This window comes from Nitrospira sp. (genome assembly GCA_016715825.1).
GTDB lineage: Bacteria > Nitrospirota > Nitrospiria > Nitrospirales > Nitrospiraceae > Nitrospira_D.
On the sequence record JADJXO010000013.1, the window covers coordinates 81,030 to 99,824 of the forward strand.

Annotated in this window: 18 protein-coding genes; 5 read left to right on the plus strand and 13 right to left on the minus strand. The window is 55.7% G+C overall.

The features are described 5' to 3' along the window. Positions 1-198: 198 nt before the first annotated feature. Both IPM58_17385 and IPM58_17390 read right to left on the minus strand, forming a co-directional pair. Positions 199-1,215, minus strand: coding sequence for a methyltransferase (locus IPM58_17385; GenBank protein ID MBK9308812.1), 1,017 nt, complete (start codon positions 1,213-1,215; stop codon positions 199-201). 269 nt (positions 1,216-1,484) lie between these two features. After that, positions 1,485-2,990: a porin gene (locus IPM58_17390; GenBank protein MBK9308813.1), complete on the minus strand. Its 1,506-nt coding sequence runs from the start codon at positions 2,988-2,990 to the stop codon at positions 1,485-1,487. 732 nt (positions 2,991-3,722) lie between these two features. Here IPM58_17390 and IPM58_17395 point away from each other — a divergent pair. Beyond that, positions 3,723-4,025: a cupin domain-containing protein gene (locus IPM58_17395; protein MBK9308814.1), complete on the plus strand. Its 303-nt coding sequence runs from the start codon at positions 3,723-3,725 to the stop codon at positions 4,023-4,025. Here IPM58_17395 and IPM58_17400 read toward each other — a convergent pair. Together IPM58_17400 and IPM58_17405 are read right to left on the minus strand one after the other, a co-directional pair. Beyond that, positions 4,016-4,240, minus strand: coding sequence for a DUF2892 domain-containing protein (locus tag IPM58_17400; protein ID MBK9308815.1), 225 nt, complete (start codon positions 4,238-4,240; stop codon positions 4,016-4,018). The genes IPM58_17395 and IPM58_17400 overlap by 10 nt on opposite strands. An 86-nt stretch (positions 4,241-4,326) precedes the next feature. Further along, positions 4,327-4,629: an antibiotic biosynthesis monooxygenase gene (locus IPM58_17405; protein MBK9308816.1), complete on the minus strand. Its 303-nt coding sequence runs from the start codon at positions 4,627-4,629 to the stop codon at positions 4,327-4,329. 106 nt (positions 4,630-4,735) lie between these two features. On the opposite strand from IPM58_17405, the gene IPM58_17410 reads away from it, so the two are divergent. The 3 genes from IPM58_17410 (at position 4,736) to IPM58_17420 (ending at position 7,244) form a co-directional block, all read left to right on the plus strand. Continuing rightward, entirely contained in the window at positions 4,736-5,698 is a 963-nt protein-coding gene (locus IPM58_17410; protein MBK9308817.1) for a helix-turn-helix domain-containing protein, read from the plus strand. 86 nt (positions 5,699-5,784) lie between these two features. After that, positions 5,785-6,180 (plus strand): translation initiation factor, encoded by a 396-nt coding sequence (locus IPM58_17415; protein MBK9308818.1) that lies wholly within the window; start codon positions 5,785-5,787, stop codon positions 6,178-6,180. Positions 6,181-6,275: 95 nt separating this feature from the next. Further along, positions 6,276-7,244, plus strand: coding sequence for a GTP-binding protein (locus IPM58_17420; GenBank protein MBK9308819.1), 969 nt, complete (start codon positions 6,276-6,278; stop codon positions 7,242-7,244). Between the two features lie 3 nt (positions 7,245-7,247). Here the strand turns inward: IPM58_17420 and IPM58_17425 are convergent, their stop codons facing one another. The 5 genes from IPM58_17425 to IPM58_17445 all read right to left on the minus strand — a co-directional run bounded on the left by IPM58_17425 (position 7,248) and on the right by IPM58_17445 (position 12,481). Continuing rightward, positions 7,248-7,832: a phosphatase PAP2 family protein gene (locus IPM58_17425; protein MBK9308820.1), complete on the minus strand. Its 585-nt coding sequence runs from the start codon at positions 7,830-7,832 to the stop codon at positions 7,248-7,250. Positions 7,833-7,964: 132 nt separating this feature from the next. Continuing rightward, on the minus strand, positions 7,965-8,915 hold the full coding sequence (locus tag IPM58_17430; protein ID MBK9308821.1) for a hypothetical protein: 951 nt from the start codon (positions 8,913-8,915) through the stop codon (positions 7,965-7,967). Positions 8,916-9,121: 206 nt separating this feature from the next. Then, complete coding sequence (locus tag IPM58_17435; GenBank protein MBK9308822.1) at positions 9,122-9,583, minus strand: energy transducer TonB; 462 nt, start codon at positions 9,581-9,583, stop codon at positions 9,122-9,124. A gap of 16 nt (positions 9,584-9,599) precedes the next feature. Further along, on the minus strand, positions 9,600-12,020 hold the full coding sequence (locus IPM58_17440; protein MBK9308823.1) for a TonB-dependent receptor: 2,421 nt from the start codon (positions 12,018-12,020) through the stop codon (positions 9,600-9,602). 104 nt (positions 12,021-12,124) lie between these two features. Beyond that, positions 12,125-12,481: a hypothetical protein gene (locus IPM58_17445; GenBank protein MBK9308824.1), complete on the minus strand. Its 357-nt coding sequence runs from the start codon at positions 12,479-12,481 to the stop codon at positions 12,125-12,127. A gap of 150 nt (positions 12,482-12,631) precedes the next feature. Here IPM58_17445 and IPM58_17450 point away from each other — a divergent pair, with 150 nt between their 5' ends. Further along, a complete protein-coding gene (locus IPM58_17450; protein ID MBK9308825.1) occupies positions 12,632-13,693 on the plus strand; it encodes a 3-deoxy-7-phosphoheptulonate synthase in 1,062 nt (353 codons plus the stop codon). Between the two features lie 9 nt (positions 13,694-13,702). Here IPM58_17450 and IPM58_17455 read toward each other — a convergent pair whose 3' ends face one another. The 4 genes from IPM58_17455 to IPM58_17470 all read right to left on the minus strand — a co-directional run bounded on the left by IPM58_17455 (position 13,703) and on the right by IPM58_17470 (position 18,705). Continuing rightward, complete coding sequence (locus tag IPM58_17455; protein MBK9308826.1) at positions 13,703-14,053, minus strand: zinc ribbon domain-containing protein; 351 nt, start codon at positions 14,051-14,053, stop codon at positions 13,703-13,705. Positions 14,054-14,116: 63 nt separating this feature from the next. Continuing rightward, a complete protein-coding gene (locus IPM58_17460) occupies positions 14,117-14,593 on the minus strand; it encodes an energy transducer TonB (GenBank protein MBK9308827.1) in 477 nt (158 codons plus the stop codon). A 428-nt stretch (positions 14,594-15,021) separates the two neighbouring features. Then, positions 15,022-16,446: a hypothetical protein gene (locus IPM58_17465; protein MBK9308828.1), complete on the minus strand. Its 1,425-nt coding sequence runs from the start codon at positions 16,444-16,446 to the stop codon at positions 15,022-15,024. A gap of 27 nt (positions 16,447-16,473) precedes the next feature. After that, the gene (locus IPM58_17470; protein MBK9308829.1) at positions 16,474-18,705 is read right to left on the minus strand and encodes a TonB-dependent receptor; all 2,232 of its coding nucleotides are present in this window, start codon (positions 18,703-18,705) and stop codon (positions 16,474-16,476) included. Positions 18,706-18,795: the final 90 nt, after the last annotated feature.

Here is an 18,795-nt window from a genome sequence, read left to right on the forward strand (position 1 = left end):
CACCCTCCTCAAGTTTCAGGCTCAATGCACCCCTCGCATCCCAATGATCCACGGATACGGGGTCTTACCATACACCAGATCGATGTGACACCGTCCTGTCCGAACGGATAGAGCCTATTGGACCGGATCAATGCTGCAACATGCTCACAGAGAAGAACCGCACCCCGAATCCGTTTATGTCACGAGAGGCCGACACCATCATGCTTTGACGCCTTCCACGATGCTCAGCGGACATTTCGTCGGGACAATTCGGGTGAGTTTCAGTCCAGCCGACGCAAACAACGCCGCGAATTCTTGTTTGGTGCGCTCACGGCCTCCGATAATCAGCATTTGTATGTCGAGCAACTTGCCCCAGCTTGGGTCGTTCCCGGCTGATACGACGTTGTCGACGACCAGGACTTTCCCCTTCTCATTCATCGCGGCTCGACAATTGGCGAGAATCTTGACGCACTCTTCATCGCTCCAATCATGAAGAATGTACTTCATGATGTAGGCGTCTCCCCCTTTAGGGACGTCTTCAAAGAAGTCCCCTGATTCAAGTCGACATCGTGAGGCGATACCTTTTGCGGTGATGTGCTTGTCGTTCTCGGCACGGGCAATGACAGCACTTTGATCGAACAAGATTCCCTTCACCGAAGGATTCGCCTTCAAGATCGCCGCAAGGAGACTGCCATGCCCGCCGCCGATGTCGACCACAGTCCGACCTTTAGGGAATTTATACGCGGTCGTGATCGCCGGATTTTCCGCCTGAGAAAGACTGGACATCGATTCACCAAACACCTCAAGATCCTCAGGATGGCGCTCAAGATACTGGAAGATCGGCATGCCATGTGCTTTCTGAAACGGCATGTCACCAGTCTTGACCCCCGAAAGTAACTCTTTCCAGCTATCCCACATCCAGGATTCGTTGATCATCACGGCCCAGGCATGCATGGAATGTGGCACGCCGGTTCGCAGCGTAGCGGCAAGCGGCGTAAGCTTGAATCGCCGACCTTTCGTTTCTGCAAAGATACCGAGGCTGGCAAGTGCACGAAGAAGGCGATAGAGGGATCCCGGCTGCACACCGGCGGCCGATGCCAAATCTTCGATACTCCGGGAACCGCCTTTTAGTAGATCAGCCAATCGAAGCTTTGCCGCAACATGCACGAGGCGAGACGCCCAATAGCCAATGGCGAGATTCCTCATGAGTTCAGGTGGTGACGGCTTCCTGGGCATACAGCGCTCCTTCAATTGTCTCGATCAGGTCCCATCTGATTCAGCATGTTCGGCCTACAACCTACCGGCCATACCTTCCTCGTGATTCGAAATCATGAAGGCGTAGCGAATCATGCTGGAGGAAGAGCACGGTGTCAAGACAGAACACGGTTCGGATGTAACCCGTTTTTGAGGAAAGGCTTGGCATGGCGATAGCACGAGATGCGTAACGTGGGAAGATGCGATCGCCTGTGGCTCACTTGAGTACAGGTAGTGAGTGATCTTCACTTCTAGAACGGCAACACGTTTTTCACGTCCTGCTGCAACCTGACTAGATCATATTTCAGAAGAAAATTGATCCTGAACCCCTCTCCCGACACATCGTTCTTGTTGACTCGCTGCCCCCACAGAAATCCTCCGCCGATCGTGATTCCTTCTGCGGGGCTATACATGAGATTACAATCGAGATACTGCGTTCTCTTGTAAGTATCAGCTGGAGACCCTTCCGTCGTATTGATCTGAAGAAACCCATAGGTCACGGTGGATCGCCACTGATCATTCCAGAAGTGTTGAATGGCCGCGTAGCCTCCGTACGCCGGCTGGGCGTTGAGAACTCCTGACGAGTCATAGCCTGCATCGAGGTTGAGATTCTTGGGGTCGATAAAATACCGTGAGATTCCCTCACCATAGACCGCCTGAAAGACGATATTGTCCCTGCCCCATACTCTCAGCAAGCCTGATGCCATCACCCCGTATCCGAACACATGGTCCGATTGCCCTGAACTCGTCACACCACCGACACGACGAAACAGTCCCGCCGTATTGAAGTGATAATCATCGGTTTCATACCGATAGCGCACCACAAAATCAGGGAGAGGGCTCGTCGAAGAAACAGGCTGAGTTGTTACGGGATTCACCGATGGAATGCCTGACGAAGGTTGTTCGGCTGACACAGATACGGTGTGACCAGTAGCCAGACGGTGCGTATATCGCACCTGCGGATTAAACTGGAAGATCCAGGAGTTCGGACCGTTGAAGTCTACGGTCTCAGGGATGACATCCGAATCGTGGAACGTCGTCCACGCTTGCCCGACCAGAATATTTCTCAGCTGGGCGTAGAAATGACGCAGACGAAACTCGGTGCGATTGCCGGGGCCGACGAAGTCGATCTCAACATAGGTCCGCAAGACATCCCATTGGGTATCGGTCCGAAATTCAAGACTGAGTCGAGAGGCCCGTGCGGCCATATTGTAATTTGACACGTCCAGGTTCGGCGTCGGTATCGACTCGGGGCGAAACTGGTTGACATTACCGAGTTGGCTGAAATCGTATATTGCATCGGTTCTGAGATAGCCTCCCATCCGCATCATGGTGTGAGAACCGAGGATGCGGAAGAATCCTCGAAAAGCTGGATCAAATGGAGCATTGTCCAGTCGAGCATCTGCGTATGCATCTTCCGTTACCAGCTCTCGTTCCCGGTCGATGGCAGGAACGACCGTGTTGGTCCCCGATGAGAGCGGCTCCGCAGGCTTCGATTCTTTTTGCTTGATGTCCTCGACTGATTGTTCCAGATGCTTGACCTTGGCTTTCAATGCCTCTATCTCCAACTGTTGCGGAGACGGTTCTGGACCGTGAACCTCGCCACGATGGTCCTGCGCCAACACCGAAGCCGACATGCAGATTGTGGCGAAGACGATGACGATCGCCTGTGTGATCAGCGATTGCCGGAAAAAGAGGTTCTGGCCTCCGATAAGATCATGTTTCACCATCGCCACGTTTTGCCGTTCACTGCCCATCGTGCTCTTCGCGCGAAAATTTCAGGAACTTCAAATATTTTCAGGTGCAAGCCAAGCGTTTGCTATCAAGAAACGCCGACCACTCACTCGCGCTTGCCCCGTTGGAGCATACAACAAATTGACCCGTGCAGGGCCGTCACCGAATGAGACAACGTCCTCATAATCTATCCAAGTCTTGTTCCGGATCACGGCTGTAGAGGGGATTTTTGCCACCGGGGAATCATTTTGCTGAACCAAGGTATCTTCCTAGTTCATGTATGCCCCTTCGTGGTTCATCATGAGTATGAAAGAAACAGAATGGATATGAGTTGATATTCCGTCTTCACCACCAAGGAGGACACGATGGACAAGGTTTGGCTGTATATCGGAGGGATGCTCATTGGCGCGGCCGCTATCGGCTACCTGGTTATCACTTTCGTACACAACACAGTTCCCCCTTATGCCTTTTAAGAAGATCACAGTAGCTGATCTCGTTGACTGATTCAGGCAACCGGTCCAGTGGAACGATCGGAAGGGCAAGATGCCAAGCTTTATGGCACGATCCTCCACACTCCAGATCCCCTGGAATTCTGCATGCAAGAGAGTGTATCGGAGCAAATGCAGAGAGAGGGGTAAGGAGGGTGTGTTCTTTGATACAACTACCGTGAATCTAACTGAATTCATGAGGCATGATGGAAACCGGGAAGTCTCCGGTTAGACATGTGCAAGAGAATATGACCCCGTCACGTGCCCATGCCCTATCTTACCCTGCATAAATTCTCGACACCTCCCGACCAGGAGCGGATCGCTCGCGACTGGAAACAGCGCGGCTACTCCTGCGATCTCTTCACCGATCCTCCCGACCGAGAGTGGAATGATTTCGTTCACACGACGAACGAACTCGTCACCGTCGTGGTTGGGAAGCTACGGCTGACCATCGGCGATGAAGAAATCGTTGCCGAGCCAGGCGACGAAGTGTTTATCCCGAACAACGTCCGCCACTCCGTGAAGAATATCGCGTCCTCTACGACACAGTGGCTCTATGGCTATGACTGAGGTGGAACCTTGGACGACGGAGCGCAGGTATTGATTCCGAACAACATGAACAACGGACAAAACCCCACCGCTCCGGTAAGCAGCAGGATGCCCCCGACGGCAAGAGCCGCATCTGCCATACCAGTCGAAAGACCCGCAAAGAGGCCGATCAAGATCGCCACTATTCCGATTCCGATCCGTATAGGCCGTTCAACTCCACCCACATTACACTTCATGATGACACCTCATTTTTAAACGGTTCTGACCGCAGAAGGGACTCCCCACAGACCTGCTCGTTGTCGAGCTATGCATCGCAACGATTTCATGACGTGATCTTTGCGGCAAGCACATCGACCTGTTCGATCTTCGGCGGTTCGGCCAACAGGTCGGCAGCCTTCGCCATCAGAGCCGCCGCAATTTGTCCACCAAGATGAGCCTTTCGACCTGCCTCATCGGCAAATGCATCGAAGATGCCGAATGTCGCCGGTCCCAACCGCAACGCGAACCAGACCACCGTCGCAGTCTCCTGATTGGCTAATGCCAGTCCACTTTCAAGAAAGCCGGCAACCTCGGCTTCCTTTCCCGGTTTCGCCTGCAATCGCACCAACAGTCCAACTTTGACCATGATATGCCTCCTGTTCAGAATGTGTGAGTCGTACCGTGCGCATTCTAGCGTCGCCATCCTGTAATGAGCTAGTGGCAGGAATGACAATTATGATACAGTTCTCGCCATGCGTCTTTGTATCCTGACGCTTCATGACGTCTTCGATACCGGATTGGCCGCCCTGCTCGACACCTTCAGCACGGCGAACACATTGGCGGAGTCCACCGGGACATCGCCGACGCGCTTCGAGGTGACGATCATCGGCGTCCGACCTCGCGTGCGCACAAGTCAAGGGCTGGCCGTACCAGTCCGGGCTGTGACACGACTTACGCGCCCTGATGTCGTCCTTGTCCCGGCCATCGGAGCGAAGATGCCGGAGACATTAGGCGTGGCATTGGAACGGCGAGACACGGCAGACGCACAAGCCCTGTTGCGCGATTGGTCTGCCGCCGGCACGCTCGTCGGGGCGGCCTGCACGAGCACGTTTATCCTTGCCGGGTCGTCCCTCCTCGACGGCCATCATGCCACGACGTCCTGGTGGCTCGCCCCGTTCTTCCGTGAGCGGTATCCGCGTGTCGTGCTCGACGAATCACGGATGATCGTTCCTGCCTCACGTTTAGTCACTGCCGGCGCTGCGCTGGCACACCTCGACCTGGCCTTATGGATCATACGTCGTCGCAGCCCGGCCCTGGCCACACTGACGGCTCGCTACCTCGTCGTTGACCCACGGCCATCGCAGGCAGCATTTGCCATCCCTGATCATCTCGCCCATGCCGATCCGTTTGTCGAGCGGTTCGAGCGGTGGGCACGTCGTCGGTTGGCCGACGGGTTTTCTCTCGATGATGCCGCTCGTGCCGTCGCCACGAGCCCACGGACGCTGACACGCCGCCTGCAATCCGTGATGGGGAAATCCCCGCTCGCATACTTTCAAGATCTTCGTGTCGAACGCGCGGTTCATCTTTTGAAGACAAGCAACAAGAGTGTTGATCAAATTGCCGTTCAGGTCGGCTACGCCAATGGGATCACGCTGCGAACACTCATCCGGCGCAAGGTCGGCCGTGGAGTACGTGAGCTGAGGGCAGGGACATGATCATACTCCGGATCAGCAAACAGCCTCATAGGGCACTTGTCGTGCGACCAACCCAGGTGTAGCCTTCTGTTTGGAATGATTCACGGATGAAAGAGAAGAAACGCCTTCCCACCGACGGTGGGCCAATCAAGTGGGCCAGCCCATTCGCTGAGCTGAATCGCGTGCCCCTGCCGGCGGCTTCGCCCAAGCCACCTGTTCCCGCTTCGAATACTCCAGTGTCGTCCACACCGAAGAAGAATCGCGGGCGCGTGGATATCCTTCGCCAGACGGCGCACCGTGGAGGCAAGACGGTTACGGTGGTCACGGGGTTCGTGGGAATCGGCCAGGCGGAAAAAGAAGCCCTTGCCCAACGGATGCAGAAAGCCTGTGGGGCAGGCGGAACGGTCAAGGAGGGACGGATCGAGGTCCAAGGCGATCAGCGTGAGACGGTCGCTCGTATTCTCACCGATGCGGGATTTCGCCCCGTCTTCGCCGGCGGATAAGGTTCACGAGTTCCCAAGCGGCGTGATACATCCTCCTGCTCTTCATGTTCCAAGACGATCCCGGTACAATGCCTCGTACGTGGTTAAGGAGACGTATGACTTCATCGCCTGTTCCCTTCTATATTCTCTGCGGCTCCCTCGGTGCCGGCAAGACCACATTGTTGATGCGGCTGCTGGAACATTGGAAAGCCCAAGGCCGACGAGCCGGCGTGCTGATGAACGAGGCCGGATCGGTCAGTATTGATGGTCCTCGCGCCGGGACACTCGCTGAGCAGGTGATGAACCTCGCCGGTGGCTGCGTCTGTTGCGATACCAAAGAAGATCTCTCGTGGGGCATTGCCCAGCTGGTGCGTGATCATGGATCAGATGTCTTGATTCTGGAATGTTCAGGGCTGGCCGACCCTGCTGAAGTGGTCGATGCGGTAACCGATGCATACACCGCGCGGTTGGCGGTTCTCGAACGGGTCATCGCGCTCTTGCATCCGGTCTCGACAGAAGAAAGCCACTCCAGCGCCTATGTGACGACACAAGCCATCCGGTGCGCCGACGAACTTATTCTGAATAAGCGAGACCTGTACGTCCCGGGTCACTGGGAGGGATTCCGTTCATCGATCATCGAGCAAAACCCCTATGCGCGGCTGTGGGAAACCTCCCACGCGCGACTCGATGCCGCTGCGTTATTGGCTCCACACTCCTCGATAAAGCCGACGGCTCCGACGAACGTGATGTTCGGGACGACGCGACCAACTTCCGTGCAACGGGCTGCCTACCATCCCATCGCGACCACCGTTCCGTTGCCAGGTCCGCTGAATCGCCGGCGTTTCTTGGCATGGATGAAGACGATCCCGAAACAACTGGAACGGGCAAAAGGATATTTCCGATTCGGTAAGGAACCGGAGCTGCAGGAATTCCAATACGCTTTACCAGGACAGTCTACGATTACACCGGTAACATTGTTGGATGAGCCCACGTCTGCGCTCGTGCTGATTGGTCGGGGATACGATGTCGATCGATTGCGAGGCGGCCTGTTAGCGACACTGGAGGAACCATCACCGCCGGAGTAAATCTCACGATCTGGCTTCAACTTTTCCAATAGGCGTGACGACCGACTCCAACTTCTTCCGGAACCTCGGCCATTGCAGCAGGGCCCACGCCGCTCCTCCGCCGATCACTCCTCCGAGCATCCACCCACCGAGGACGTCCGTCACATAATGCGCGCCGATAAACACGCGGGAGAAACCGACGAATGCCACAATGGGCCAGGTGATCCAGCCCGACCTGGGGTATAAGACGTGGAGGAATGCTGCGAGCGCTGCGGTATTGGCGGCGTGGTTCGATGGGAAACTGAACAACCCCCCACAGCCGCTCGCCTCGATCTTCACCGCGTCGGTGAGCGCCCGACAGGGTCGAACTCGTTCAAAGATCCATTTGAGCTGTCCACCAACGAAATCGGTGAGCCCGACGGCTGCTCCCAGAACCGGACCGCCCAACAGCGCCTCTCGTCGGTTGCTCCAGATCCAATAGGCGATGGCACAAGCACCCGGAAGATAGAGCGTGCTGCGATGTCCCAGTTGCAGGAAAAAGTCGTCCACGGCCGCTGACTGGCCTGCCAATCCGTTAATCGCCAGGAAGAGCGTTTCGTCCAGACTCATGCATGCGACGATACGGCCTTACTCCGCACGCGTCAAGCGTCAACTGATCTCTTACTCCTACCCCCACAAGACTTTATAACGACTGAGCAAGAGCTCTGAGTGTCGCTGAGGAAACAGAAGCAACCTACAAGTCTATCCGGAGTCCCCGTCCGTACCGATGATGATTTCCATTGTCCCTTCCGCTACCGATGGATCATGCACGAGCGAAGGATCAAATCCGATTGAATCGAACGCTCTCGCCATTTGCAGAGCGAACACCGGAACCTTCTCACGGTCTCGAACTCGGATTTCGAACCCATCGATGCCTCCGCTGAACACCCCACGATTCAGATGGATATCGATCCATCCGGCGTCTTTGAGAACACTCGACACTTCCTTTGCAAACTTTCCAGCTTCCTCATCACCCAGCACGGCGATGATTTTTACCGGCCCCTTGTGAATTGGTTTCAACGCTTGGTGTAACCGGGTGCGCTGCTGGTCCGAAATGGCCCTTCGCTCTTTGACTTTCATCAGTGCAATTTCCGCTTGAGCGGCACGCTCGTTCGCCGCCTTCATATCAGTCAATGCCTTGGCTGTATTCTTACGCACCAGTGCAGTCTCTTTCTTCGCTTCCTCCGACTGAGCCTCTGCGACTTTCACCAAGTCTTCTGCGCGAGCTGCTCGTTCACGAAAACCTGCCGCTTCAACTTCCAGTTTACCGGTACGCTCGTTTGCTACCGCCAAATCAGCCAGTGCTGATGCATAGTCCGATTCAACCCGCATCCGGGCTTCTTCTTTCGCATCACTGACCGTGAGCAACACCCACCAAGACACGCAGCCAAACAACGCACCAGCCGCGATACAAGCGACAGCCGTCTTTCTGATCCAATCCACAGATCGTGTTCGATGGGAGATCGCGTCGGAGAACGTTTCGGCTTTTGGCTCCTCTGCCGATCCCATCTCATTGTTCAAAGAATCGCCCTTGAAGGAGCGCCAACGCAACAAGCACCCCAGCAAGGCACCGGCCACAGTCATCCCTACAGCAACGACTCCTGCCCAGAATGCCCACGATTCGAGTGTGAACAGATCTATCTCACTCTGCATGGTTCTCGCCTTACCACTTCAACGATGAGACAGCCTTGCTCATGATAATCGTTGTGCGAGTAGATTACAAAGGTCCGTCTGAGGCGCCGGAACAGTGAAGGAACGTATGCGTGACCAGGCATACGCAGTCTAGAGGTCTTGGTGACAGGCAAGAATGACTGGGCGAATGGATCGCCTTCCCCTGGCTTTGATGATCGCGGCCAGGGTTACCGCGTGCGGAAATGAATTCTGACGGTCAGCTCGCCGTCCACCGGATCATCGCCGCTCATTTGTGGATCGAAGGTCCATTTGCCGAGTGCATGAACCCCAGCAGCGGTCAACTCACGATGCTTGCAGGGCTCCAGCACAACCACGCTGACCTTCGCCTGTTTGGACACCAAGAGACGAACCTTCATCCAATCATCGATCTCTTGACCATTGAGGGACGCAGGAATACCGGGCCAAGGCGTCGACTTGGCAACCGGGCCTAATTGCTGGTCCTTATTGAGCGTGAGTCCGTGAACATGTACCTCAGGCAGCTCAAGTACATCCTCCTCGTGATCGCTCTCATGCGTGGCCTCATCCCCCGCCGCTGCGAATGCAGCGGCGGGGCTCAGTAGCACACACAGCGCACAGACCGACACCATCTGTCTGATATTCAAAGGCATGGTCCCGTCCAATAGATTCATGAAGACACTGTATATATCAGAAGAACCATTGCCCGCGAAAGAAAAAGGACCGCGGCATGCCGGCATGGGACACACCGAGCCCAATACTCCCTTCGCCCTGGTTGATGAAATACTTTTGGTCCAACGCATTCACGATATCGAACCCGATCAAGAACTTCTGACCATGCCATGGCAATGGGATGACATGGCTGATCGAAAAGTTATAGATCGTGTAGGTCGGACTATGACTCGAGTTGGTCTTGGCGCCTTCTTCTGCCGTCCGCAGTCCTGACGCAAACAACACTTGCCCGGTAAGGGTGGTCCGCTCGAGCAACCGATAACTCAGGATTCCTGAGGCCGTCAGCGTCTGCTGGTGATCGCAATGGACACCGCTGCGGGAATTGATATCCACAAGTTCCTCTTCGTGCACCAGATTGTGCCCGGACTGCAAGCCATACCCCTTGCACTGTCCCCAGGCAATATTGGCACGACCCGTCAGATTTTCCATGAACCAGACTTTGAGGGCGGCGTCGGCACCCCTGGTCCACCCCCGTTCAAAAGCAATATAGTTCAGCAAGGGAGTCGAGCCTAACTGGTGTGCGTCCGAGAGATAATTGGCAAGCTTATAATACCCCGTGAGCTGGAGGGTCGCCCAATCCGTGAGGGCATGAACGCTGCCGATTTGAAAGTAATGGGCCCGCTCAGCCCGCGGAAGATTGTCGGTGGTCTCTTCCGGATGCGCTTTCGTGCCCTCTGTATTCAAGCCGGCCAAGGCAAGCCTCTCGAGATTCGGGGGGGTAAACATGCGTCCATAAAACGCGTGGAACGCATGGGCTGGATTATAGCGGTACGTGACACCGACTCGTGGGCTGATCTGCCCCTCGTTACGCTGATACTGGACGACATCGGCGCGAACACCGAGATTGAAAGTCCAGTGTTCGTTCGGCGTCCACTGATCCTGAATCCAGAACTCCTGTCGCCACCCGATAAGCCGATTGTCGCCGCCGGCGTTGATGACGCCTCCGGTCGGGTTTCCTATGCCATCATCGAGAAAGGTAAACAATCTCGTCTTGTTGATCGCCTGGGTCCGATCGATCTGGAACCCGGCCTTGATCAAGTGTTCCTTGCTGTGGACATAGGTGTAATCCATGCGCACGCCACCTGAATAGCCGATACGATCTTGGCTCCCGGCCGAGAAGGGTTCTTCTACCTCCGGCACATAGGCGAGAACATTCAACGGATCTGTCCGAAATGTCGCTCTGGTGTGACGGAAATACCCTGCCAAGCTGAAAAAGTTTCGGGTGTTGATATCGTGCCGCCACACCAGGTGGCCATATTGGTTATTTTCCTTCTGATTCTCATCTACCATTTGCGACGGCACCGGCGTAAATCCTCCGGGTAACAAGCCGAGAATCGTCGGATTCACTTCCAGTCCAGGGGACGTCGGAATCTGATATTTTGCGATGGAGTTCAAGAACAACAGGGTAATGTTATTGTTATTGTCGTACTGATAGTCGCCACGAAACATCGTCTGGTTTCGCTCACTCTGCCCGTGAAAAATGGAATGTCCAAGAGTCGGCGGCTCAATCCCTCGATTCGTCGCCGTATGGCTGTTGAAAAAATAATAGCGAAACTTCTCGCCGATCGTGCCTCCATACTCGAACGACGGGTTGATCGTTTTATTCGACCCGCCGAACATTTGGACCGACCCAAATCCAGGCTTCGTGCCGCTCTTCGTCGTGATGTCGATGAGCGCAGCCGTTTTATTTCCCACATTGGCCTCCATCCCCCCCAACACAATGTCGGCTCGCTCCCACGCCCGTGGCGAAATCACATCAGAAAACGTCGAGGAGACCGTGTCAGGAATCGGCACCCCATCGATCCTGAGCTGGAGATTCGCATGGTCCTGCCTGACATGGACCTGCTTCAACGATCCATAGGCCGCACCTGGGATCGTCAGTAGCACGTCGTGTAAGTCATTATTGTTGCCTCGCGGAAGAATATCGATGTCCTTCCGGCTGAGTGAGTAGGTCTCGCTGGACGCCTTGGTTTGAATAGGCGGTAAGGGAGACACCACTTCAAGCGACACCTCCTTCGTCAATGACAGCGTCAGTATCACCGGCTTGGGTGACTCCTCCCCCAGGGTCAACACAATGTATTCACTCCGATAGGTCTCTTGCACCGCGCTCACTGAATATGTCCCGCTCTCCGGCACTGAGAGCTTGAATTCACCGGCTTCATTTGAGACCGCGGATGACACAAGGTCACCGTCTTGATTTTTCACTTCGATCACGGCTTGCGGGACTCGCCGAAGATCTTGATTTTGGACAATCCCTGTGATCACTGGCGGCTGATCATTCGCTTGCGCCTGCGCGTCCAAATAGGCCACCCAAGCAGCGACGCAGGCGATCACGACAATTGCCTTCCGTAACAGACCCTTCACAAACGGGTACCTCATACTCATCCTCCTTCACAAGGCCGCAAGAAGAAAAAAGGCGGAAAGGACTAGACGCGCCCATACAGAGCGGCCTATTCCCCTATATCGATGCGTGGATGTGCGAGCTATCGAGAAGGGGGGGCACGGGAAGGACCGACCAGAGAAGGAGCTGCCGACAATATGATGGAATCACAAGGAAGTTGCTGTTCGCAGACCGACTCGCTAACGACCAATGTAGGAACATCATAATCAACCGAACCGGCCGTATGATGCTGGACCCATTGGCAGATATCCGTATCGGAGTGTTCATGGCCGTCCGAGTCAGCTGCAGCTAACTCGTGATGGACATCCTGAGCCACGGCAAACGGTGCCAAGCCGAGCATGGCAGAGATGAGCCCACTCACCACGCCCAAGCGGATCCATGAAGCCGCACGCTTAGAATCGGTCCCGAACAACCACATGGCGTTAGGATAAGAACCCATGTGTAAAATTGCAAGAACCCTCTGCCTTGGTATTAAATTCCTCCTGATTAACCATGACGTTAACTGGTCTGGACTTTTCTGCTATGATTCGTTAGATTAACTCCCCCTTCGGGCCGGTTCATTGTAGAACCATCCGTTGCGTGACCGTTCATGAATAGACCGATCGACAATCAACACGTTATTGAGATTAAGGCGCTCCCCTCCCCTCGCGCCATCAAGACGAAACTGCCTATCACGGATCAGGCCGGTGCCCTCGTTGTTGAAACCAGAGAAGCGATTCGCCGGATCCTCCATGGCCAAGACCGAGACCGACTCCTTGTCATCGTGGGCCCTTGCTCTATCCATGACCCCGAGGCCGCCTATGAATATGCCGCCAAGCTGAAGCCTGTTGCTGATGCCTTGCGCGACCGCTTTTTGATCGTGATGAGGACCTACTTTGAAAAACCGCGAACCACGGTTGGGTGGAAAGGTCTCATCAACGACCCTCGTCTTGATGGAACCTGTGACATCGCGACCGGGGTCGAATTAGCGAGGGCAATTCTCCTCAAGATCAATCAATCGGGGCTTCCCTGTGGAACGGAGTTGCTTGATCCCATCAGTCCTCAATACGTCGCCGACCTCATCAGTTGGGCGGCAATCGGTGCCCGAACCACTGAGAGTCAGACGCATCGAGAAATGGCCAGCGGTGTCTCCATGCCCGTCGGGTTCAAGAATGGGACCGAAGGCAGCTTTCAGGTGGCCGTCAATGCCATGATTTCTGCCCGTGCTCCCCATCACTTTGTCGGCATCAATGCCGACGGCCAAACGGCGATCATCAAGACCATGGGGAATCCTGATCGTCATATTGTGCTTCGCGGTGGAGGAGGGAGAACCAACTACGAAGCCGAACACGTGGCCCGAGCGGAGGCCGCCGTCGCCTGCGAAGGCATCGCACGACCGATCATGGTCGACTGTTCGCACGACAATTCTAGTAAGGATCATACCCGCCAAAGCTTGGTCGCCCATGAGGTTCTCCGACAGTTCCGCGAAGGCCGTCAGACCATCATGGGATTGATGCTTGAAAGCAACCTGAACCCCGGCAAACAGGCGTGGAAAGAAGGGGTGGCCCTTCAGCATGGTGTCTCCATTACCGATGCCTGTCTCGGCTGGAACGAAACCGAACAGTTATTGAATGAACTCGCCGCTGCCATCACACCCAAGCCCGTCTCTTAAACTTAATCCTCACCGACCATCAGATCCCTGTTCATTTCCACAGCGGTGACGACATGACTCCACGATTGGTGGACCATCAGGATGATGATGCCCGCACCCCAGATCACCGAGTCCGCCACCGAACATGTTCTTTAACGTGGCCGGTGGGGCCAGTGAATCCGCAGGCAGATCCGATAGGCCCGCCATATGCGCGGCCAGGTCAACTCCCGCCGAAAAAGACGACAGAATCCGCCTCAGTTCCGTTCCACAACGAGGACATGCCTCAACCGGAGGAGCATTCATCGATTGCCGAAATGCAAACCGTTTCGGACAGTACAGCGACTCCACGCAATACTCGGCCACATATTCATAGATGGGCATGACTCGCGTCCCTTCTCATCCTTGGCACCAAACTGAGATCCTCCTGTCTCTCTTCAGGACATTCTACGAACTCAACTTGTATTGAATCGGAATCCGCAGAACGATTCGCTCCCGCCCTAGCGGCTGGGAGAGGGTCAGAGGGCAGGATTCCTTTATGGCTTCAAGAGCGGCAAGATCCAGCACCTCATATCCGGACCCCATTGCCACAGAGGCATCAAGCAATTGGCCCTGTGCATTGATCACAGCCCGCACGATCACGCGTCCCTCCCACTGATTCATTCGAGCCTCATGCGGATAGCGCTTCATTTCTGACACACGACTCCAGAGCATCCGCATCAACCAGTTAAAATCAGCCCTTGCCTCTAATGTGCTTGCATTCGCGACGATTGAGGATTGCAACTTGGCTTGAGTGAACGGATCTGATGAACCGTCAACAAGGTGATCATCTGCACCGGCTGATTGAACATGGGAGGATTGAGGTTCTTGAGCCTCATCACCTACAGCGTTCTGTGATTCTTCTACGGTCTGAGGAAGCGACACCCTGTCACTCTTAGACGCTGCGGGGGGATCCTCTGCATCGCTCGGATTCGGCACAGGCACTACAACTTCAGATTGGGTTGTTCCGGGTCCTGCTTCAGATAGAACCGGCTCCCTGGCAGCTTCTGTCCTGGGAGTCACCGACTGAACAGACGGTGCAACTGCAGCAGACGTACCTATCGAGGTGGTAATTGCTGAACGTATTTGATTATCGGGCTGTGGCGACGCATCGATCGAGGTTAGGTCGCTCTTTGATGGCTGAGATTGGCTGACCAGGGAGACCTCCCACTGAAAGATCGGCTGCGACACGATCGCCGGCTGCGAAATCAGCCATAAACTTAGTCCCCAGAGAGCCGCATGCAGTGCGATGGAGAAACCCCAGCTCTGTATTATGGCCCCTGAATCGATTCTCTCCACTCCCCTGTTCATCACTACCGAGCCTTCATATCCAAACGGACAAGCCCCATCCACACCCCGGATCCGGCCAATCCGGCTCCAAACAGACACCAGAGAGACATCAACACCCGACGCAGATCGCAATGCTGTGAGAACCAGGCCACATCCCATCGATGCAACCCATCGAAGAGTCGGTGATAGAGTCGGCGGCTGAAATCCAGGCGTTCTACAACGGCACCAGTCCATACGTTGACCAGCACTCCTTTCGATTCAGGACCACTGGTCTCTACCTGCAGAAACGGTGACGCGGCTTCATCATCAGTCTTAGAACAGCTATTGAAATCGATTTCGACAGGCCTTGTGACTCTCAGTACCCCATCACCGAGTAGAGGGCTGGCCGCTGCCTTCACCACCTCATCCTGAAATGCTTCCCGCGGACTCTCATCTGGCTCCGCCATCGACAATATGGCTTGATGCGAGGGAGACGTGCGGGCCACAAGGTGGACGATGCCGTCCATCTTGATCAGTCGAATCTCTTTGACGGTCTCGTCCGCCAACCTCGCGGAGAAATCCGCCATGCTCTCAATATCACTCCGACTGAACCGCCCACCCATGAATCGCTCACGATCTTCTGCGTCGACCTTTCCATCAGAAAACCAGCGCCCATGGTCCATCGACAACCACCCACTCGCCATCCAGCAGCAAGCTGAAATGCCAGCGATCACACCCAGCACTCGATGAACCTTCCATCGGCCGGTGAAGAGACCAGACCAACCCTGTTTCACCCACTCTCGACCAAGGATCAGACCTCCAGCCACCACCGTCACTGTTCCGATCGCACTCGCCCACCAGACGACGTGGTCCCACCAGGCCCAGTGACGCCTGAGCCATGGCCAATACCACCAATGAATAACTGCTCCTATAAGATTCCACCGCCGCTCCTCTGCTGTCGTGTCTTGCACGACATCGCCGGTCACGCTTGAGACATACAGGACAGCACGGCGTTCTCCGGACAGCTGCACTTTCCATAATGGGCGATAGGGATCGAATCGCTGATGCACGGTCCAGACATCATGATCGATGAGCTCGACCACGTCGATCACGCGTCCGCCGGAAAATGGCTGCACGATGCGCTCGATCCCTTCCTGAGTAAACGGGGCGAGCAGGTCACCGCTGTCGGCAGAGAATGCCGTCAATAATCCATTGAGACTCTGCGCGACCACGACAGGCCGATCACCAACCAGCCGAAGCCTGAGAGACTCGATCCCATCAGGCCGCTCTAATTTCTCGACGAGGGAGGTAAATGAGACACAGCACTCTCTCGTGGGTAGCTCTCCGGCCGAGGAAAACCACTCCCCTTCTGTCAAACTCGGATAAGGCATCCATAGGAGGACCGCTCCTGAGAGAAACCAGAGCAGCAGCGCCGGTCCCAACACGAGGCCGAGCCATCGATGCACCATCCTAATTACCCCAACCTTTGCCATCGCCTAGAAGCGCGCGGTCAGCATGACTTCCATGGTCCGTGGCGCACCGAGCAGCACCTGACTCGGGTAGAACGGATCCGCCCAAATCGCATAGATCTTGTCCGCCAGATTCCGCCCACGGATGGTGAGGGTGAAATTCTTATAGGGAATCGAGACCCACACATCCGCGGTGGTGTAGCTGTGCAAACGCACCGCATTGGCGTTGTCTGCGAAACGCGGGCCCACATAGCGGAACGCCGCCCCCAGGTCGAACGGGATCACGAACGGGATCCGGTACTGACTCCAGAGATTTGCCACCGTCTGGGGGACGTTCGGCGGCCGATTGCCATCATGCGAGACCAGATTGCCGCCGGTCTGCTCGGAGAAGGCCTCAAACTCGGCCGACAGAAACGTCAGGTTCCCCTGGATCCGCCACGCGTCGGTCGGACGCACGGCGGCGCTCAACTCGAAGCCTTTCGAGGTTTGCCGCCCGACATTCTCCGCAGCCAGCAACGACGTTTGCGTCAGGATATTCTTGCGGAAGATGTCAAAGTAGGCCACGGTCCACTCGGCGCGATTGTTCCAGAGACTTTGCTTCAGGCCCACCTCCCACTGTGCTCCGGTGGCCAAATCGAAGTTCTCCGCCGCTCGTACAATGAAGAGGTTCGTGCCGACCGGATCCGCCGCCGTCGCATAGTGCCCGTACAACGTCAGCGTCGGGAGCAGGTCATACACAGCGCCGACTCGCCAGGTCACCGGCTGGAAATCTCGCTCAAAACTGGCCGCCTGGTTGAACACCCCCGCGTTGTTGAACAGCTTCCGATTGAGATCGATATGGTCGAACCGCATCCCACCGACCAGTTTCAACGAGTCCGTCACACTGAACTGGTTTTCGGCGAAGATGGCGCTCGTGGTGATGGTGGAGCGCTGTTCCGCCGAGACGATCGACCCAAACGAGCCGGACGGAAGCGCCAACGGATCAACACTGTCTCCTGAGCTGAAGAAACTCGGGCGATTCAGATGCAGGTGGCTGAAATCCACCCCGACGACGAACCGATTTTTGTGATCGAGGATCGGCTCGTTGACTTGCAGTTCCAGCCGATCGCCGAGAATATACTGGTCATGCTGGACAAAGAACCGATCCCGATCGATCAACTGCGTACCGATATTGAATTGGTACGTTTCGGCATTCTGCCAGTCTCGCCCGGCCCAATAGTAGTAGCCCTGGTTGCGGATCTGGATCGTGTCGGTCGGTTGCCAGTTTGCTTTCAGCTTGGCCCAGTAGGTCGTCGAACTCATGTTGGCATCGACGACATTGAAATTCTGACGGAAGAACCGCGCATCAGTGGTTTGGCCTGTTCGCGTGCTCACTACGTCAGGAATGGCTGAAGCACCGGCAAAGCTGCCGGGGACCAGCGGCGTGCCCCAATAGGGGACGCTGCGGTCATGACTGACGTCGAACGACACCTCGAAATTCAAGCGTGGCGTGACGTCATACAGCAGGGCGCTGGTCATATTCCAATAGGTGTACGGCGTGCGTTGAATGCCACTGAAGCTATCGGAAGTCTGGTAGCTCAGATCGACGCGATAGTGCAGGTTGTCCCAGCGCAGCGGTCCGCCACTGCCCGCCGCTGCGCGCAGTGTATTGAACGTGCCGTACGACAACAACGCGTCGACCGTGACCTGATCACTCCGCATCGGTCGCTTGGTCACGAAGTTGATCGCGCCGCCGAGCGCGCCTTCGCCGTAGAGAACCGAGGCAGGACCTTTGAGAATCTCAATGCGCTCGAGATTCCAGGTGTCGCGAGGGCGAGACGTCATCGACGCCGGTCCGGTCATTAGTCCGTCGTAGAGCAACCGGAGCTGATTATTGGTGAAGCCTCGCATGGAGAAATTGGCCGGATTGCCCGGGGAATCCCCCACGGTCACGCCGGTGGCGCCCTCCACCGCTTCGGAGATCGTTCGTAAGCCCCGCTCCTGCAACAACGTCTGATCCACGATTTCCACGCTGGCGGGGATTTCTCGAATCGACAACCCCAGCCGACTCGCCGACGGACTCGCTTGCTCTAAATGCAACGTGCCGGTGCCAGTAGTCTTAATCGCCTGATCACGAACCTCAACGACCGGCACTTCGACTTCCTGCGCGACTTCCTGCTCTATTTCAGTAGCCTCTGATATTTCAGCCCCCACAAGGGCGCTCGCAACGATGACTCCCACAACAAGGCCCCACAGACCAATACGACGCAACTGACCCACAGCAATCCTCCTTACACTCCGAGTAGTGATCCTGTGCTTCGCTCAGTAAACGGCTGCTGATAGAGTGCAGAAACCACTCTGCCGAACATC

Coding starts and splice junctions, on each gene's coding strand:
- IPM58_17385 (MBK9308812.1), bottom strand. CDS start 1,215: ATGCCCAGGAAGCCGTCACCACCTGAACTCATGAGGAATCTCGCCATT.
- IPM58_17390 (MBK9308813.1), bottom strand. CDS start 2,990: ATGGGCAGTGAACGGCAAAACGTGGCGATGGTGAAACATGATCTTATC.
- IPM58_17395 (MBK9308814.1), top strand. CDS start 3,723: ATGCCCTATCTTACCCTGCATAAATTCTCGACACCTCCCGACCAGGAG.
- IPM58_17400 (MBK9308815.1), bottom strand. CDS start 4,240: ATGAAGTGTAATGTGGGTGGAGTTGAACGGCCTATACGGATCGGAATC.
- IPM58_17405 (MBK9308816.1), bottom strand. CDS start 4,629: ATGGTCAAAGTTGGACTGTTGGTGCGATTGCAGGCGAAACCGGGAAAG.
- IPM58_17410 (MBK9308817.1), top strand. CDS start 4,736: ATGCGTCTTTGTATCCTGACGCTTCATGACGTCTTCGATACCGGATTG.
- IPM58_17415 (MBK9308818.1), top strand. CDS start 5,785: ATGAAAGAGAAGAAACGCCTTCCCACCGACGGTGGGCCAATCAAGTGG.
- IPM58_17420 (MBK9308819.1), top strand. CDS start 6,276: ATGACTTCATCGCCTGTTCCCTTCTATATTCTCTGCGGCTCCCTCGGT.
- IPM58_17425 (MBK9308820.1), bottom strand. CDS start 7,832: ATGAGTCTGGACGAAACGCTCTTCCTGGCGATTAACGGATTGGCAGGC.
- IPM58_17430 (MBK9308821.1), bottom strand. CDS start 8,915: ATGCAGAGTGAGATAGATCTGTTCACACTCGAATCGTGGGCATTCTGG.
- IPM58_17435 (MBK9308822.1), bottom strand. CDS start 9,583: ATGAATCTATTGGACGGGACCATGCCTTTGAATATCAGACAGATGGTG.
- IPM58_17440 (MBK9308823.1), bottom strand. CDS start 12,020: ATGAGGTACCCGTTTGTGAAGGGTCTGTTACGGAAGGCAATTGTCGTG.
- IPM58_17445 (MBK9308824.1), bottom strand. CDS start 12,481: ATGGGTTCTTATCCTAACGCCATGTGGTTGTTCGGGACCGATTCTAAG.
- IPM58_17450 (MBK9308825.1), top strand. CDS start 12,632: ATGAATAGACCGATCGACAATCAACACGTTATTGAGATTAAGGCGCTC.
- IPM58_17455 (MBK9308826.1), bottom strand. CDS start 14,053: ATGCCCATCTATGAATATGTGGCCGAGTATTGCGTGGAGTCGCTGTAC.
- IPM58_17465 (MBK9308828.1), bottom strand. CDS start 16,446: ATGGTGCATCGATGGCTCGGCCTCGTGTTGGGACCGGCGCTGCTGCTC.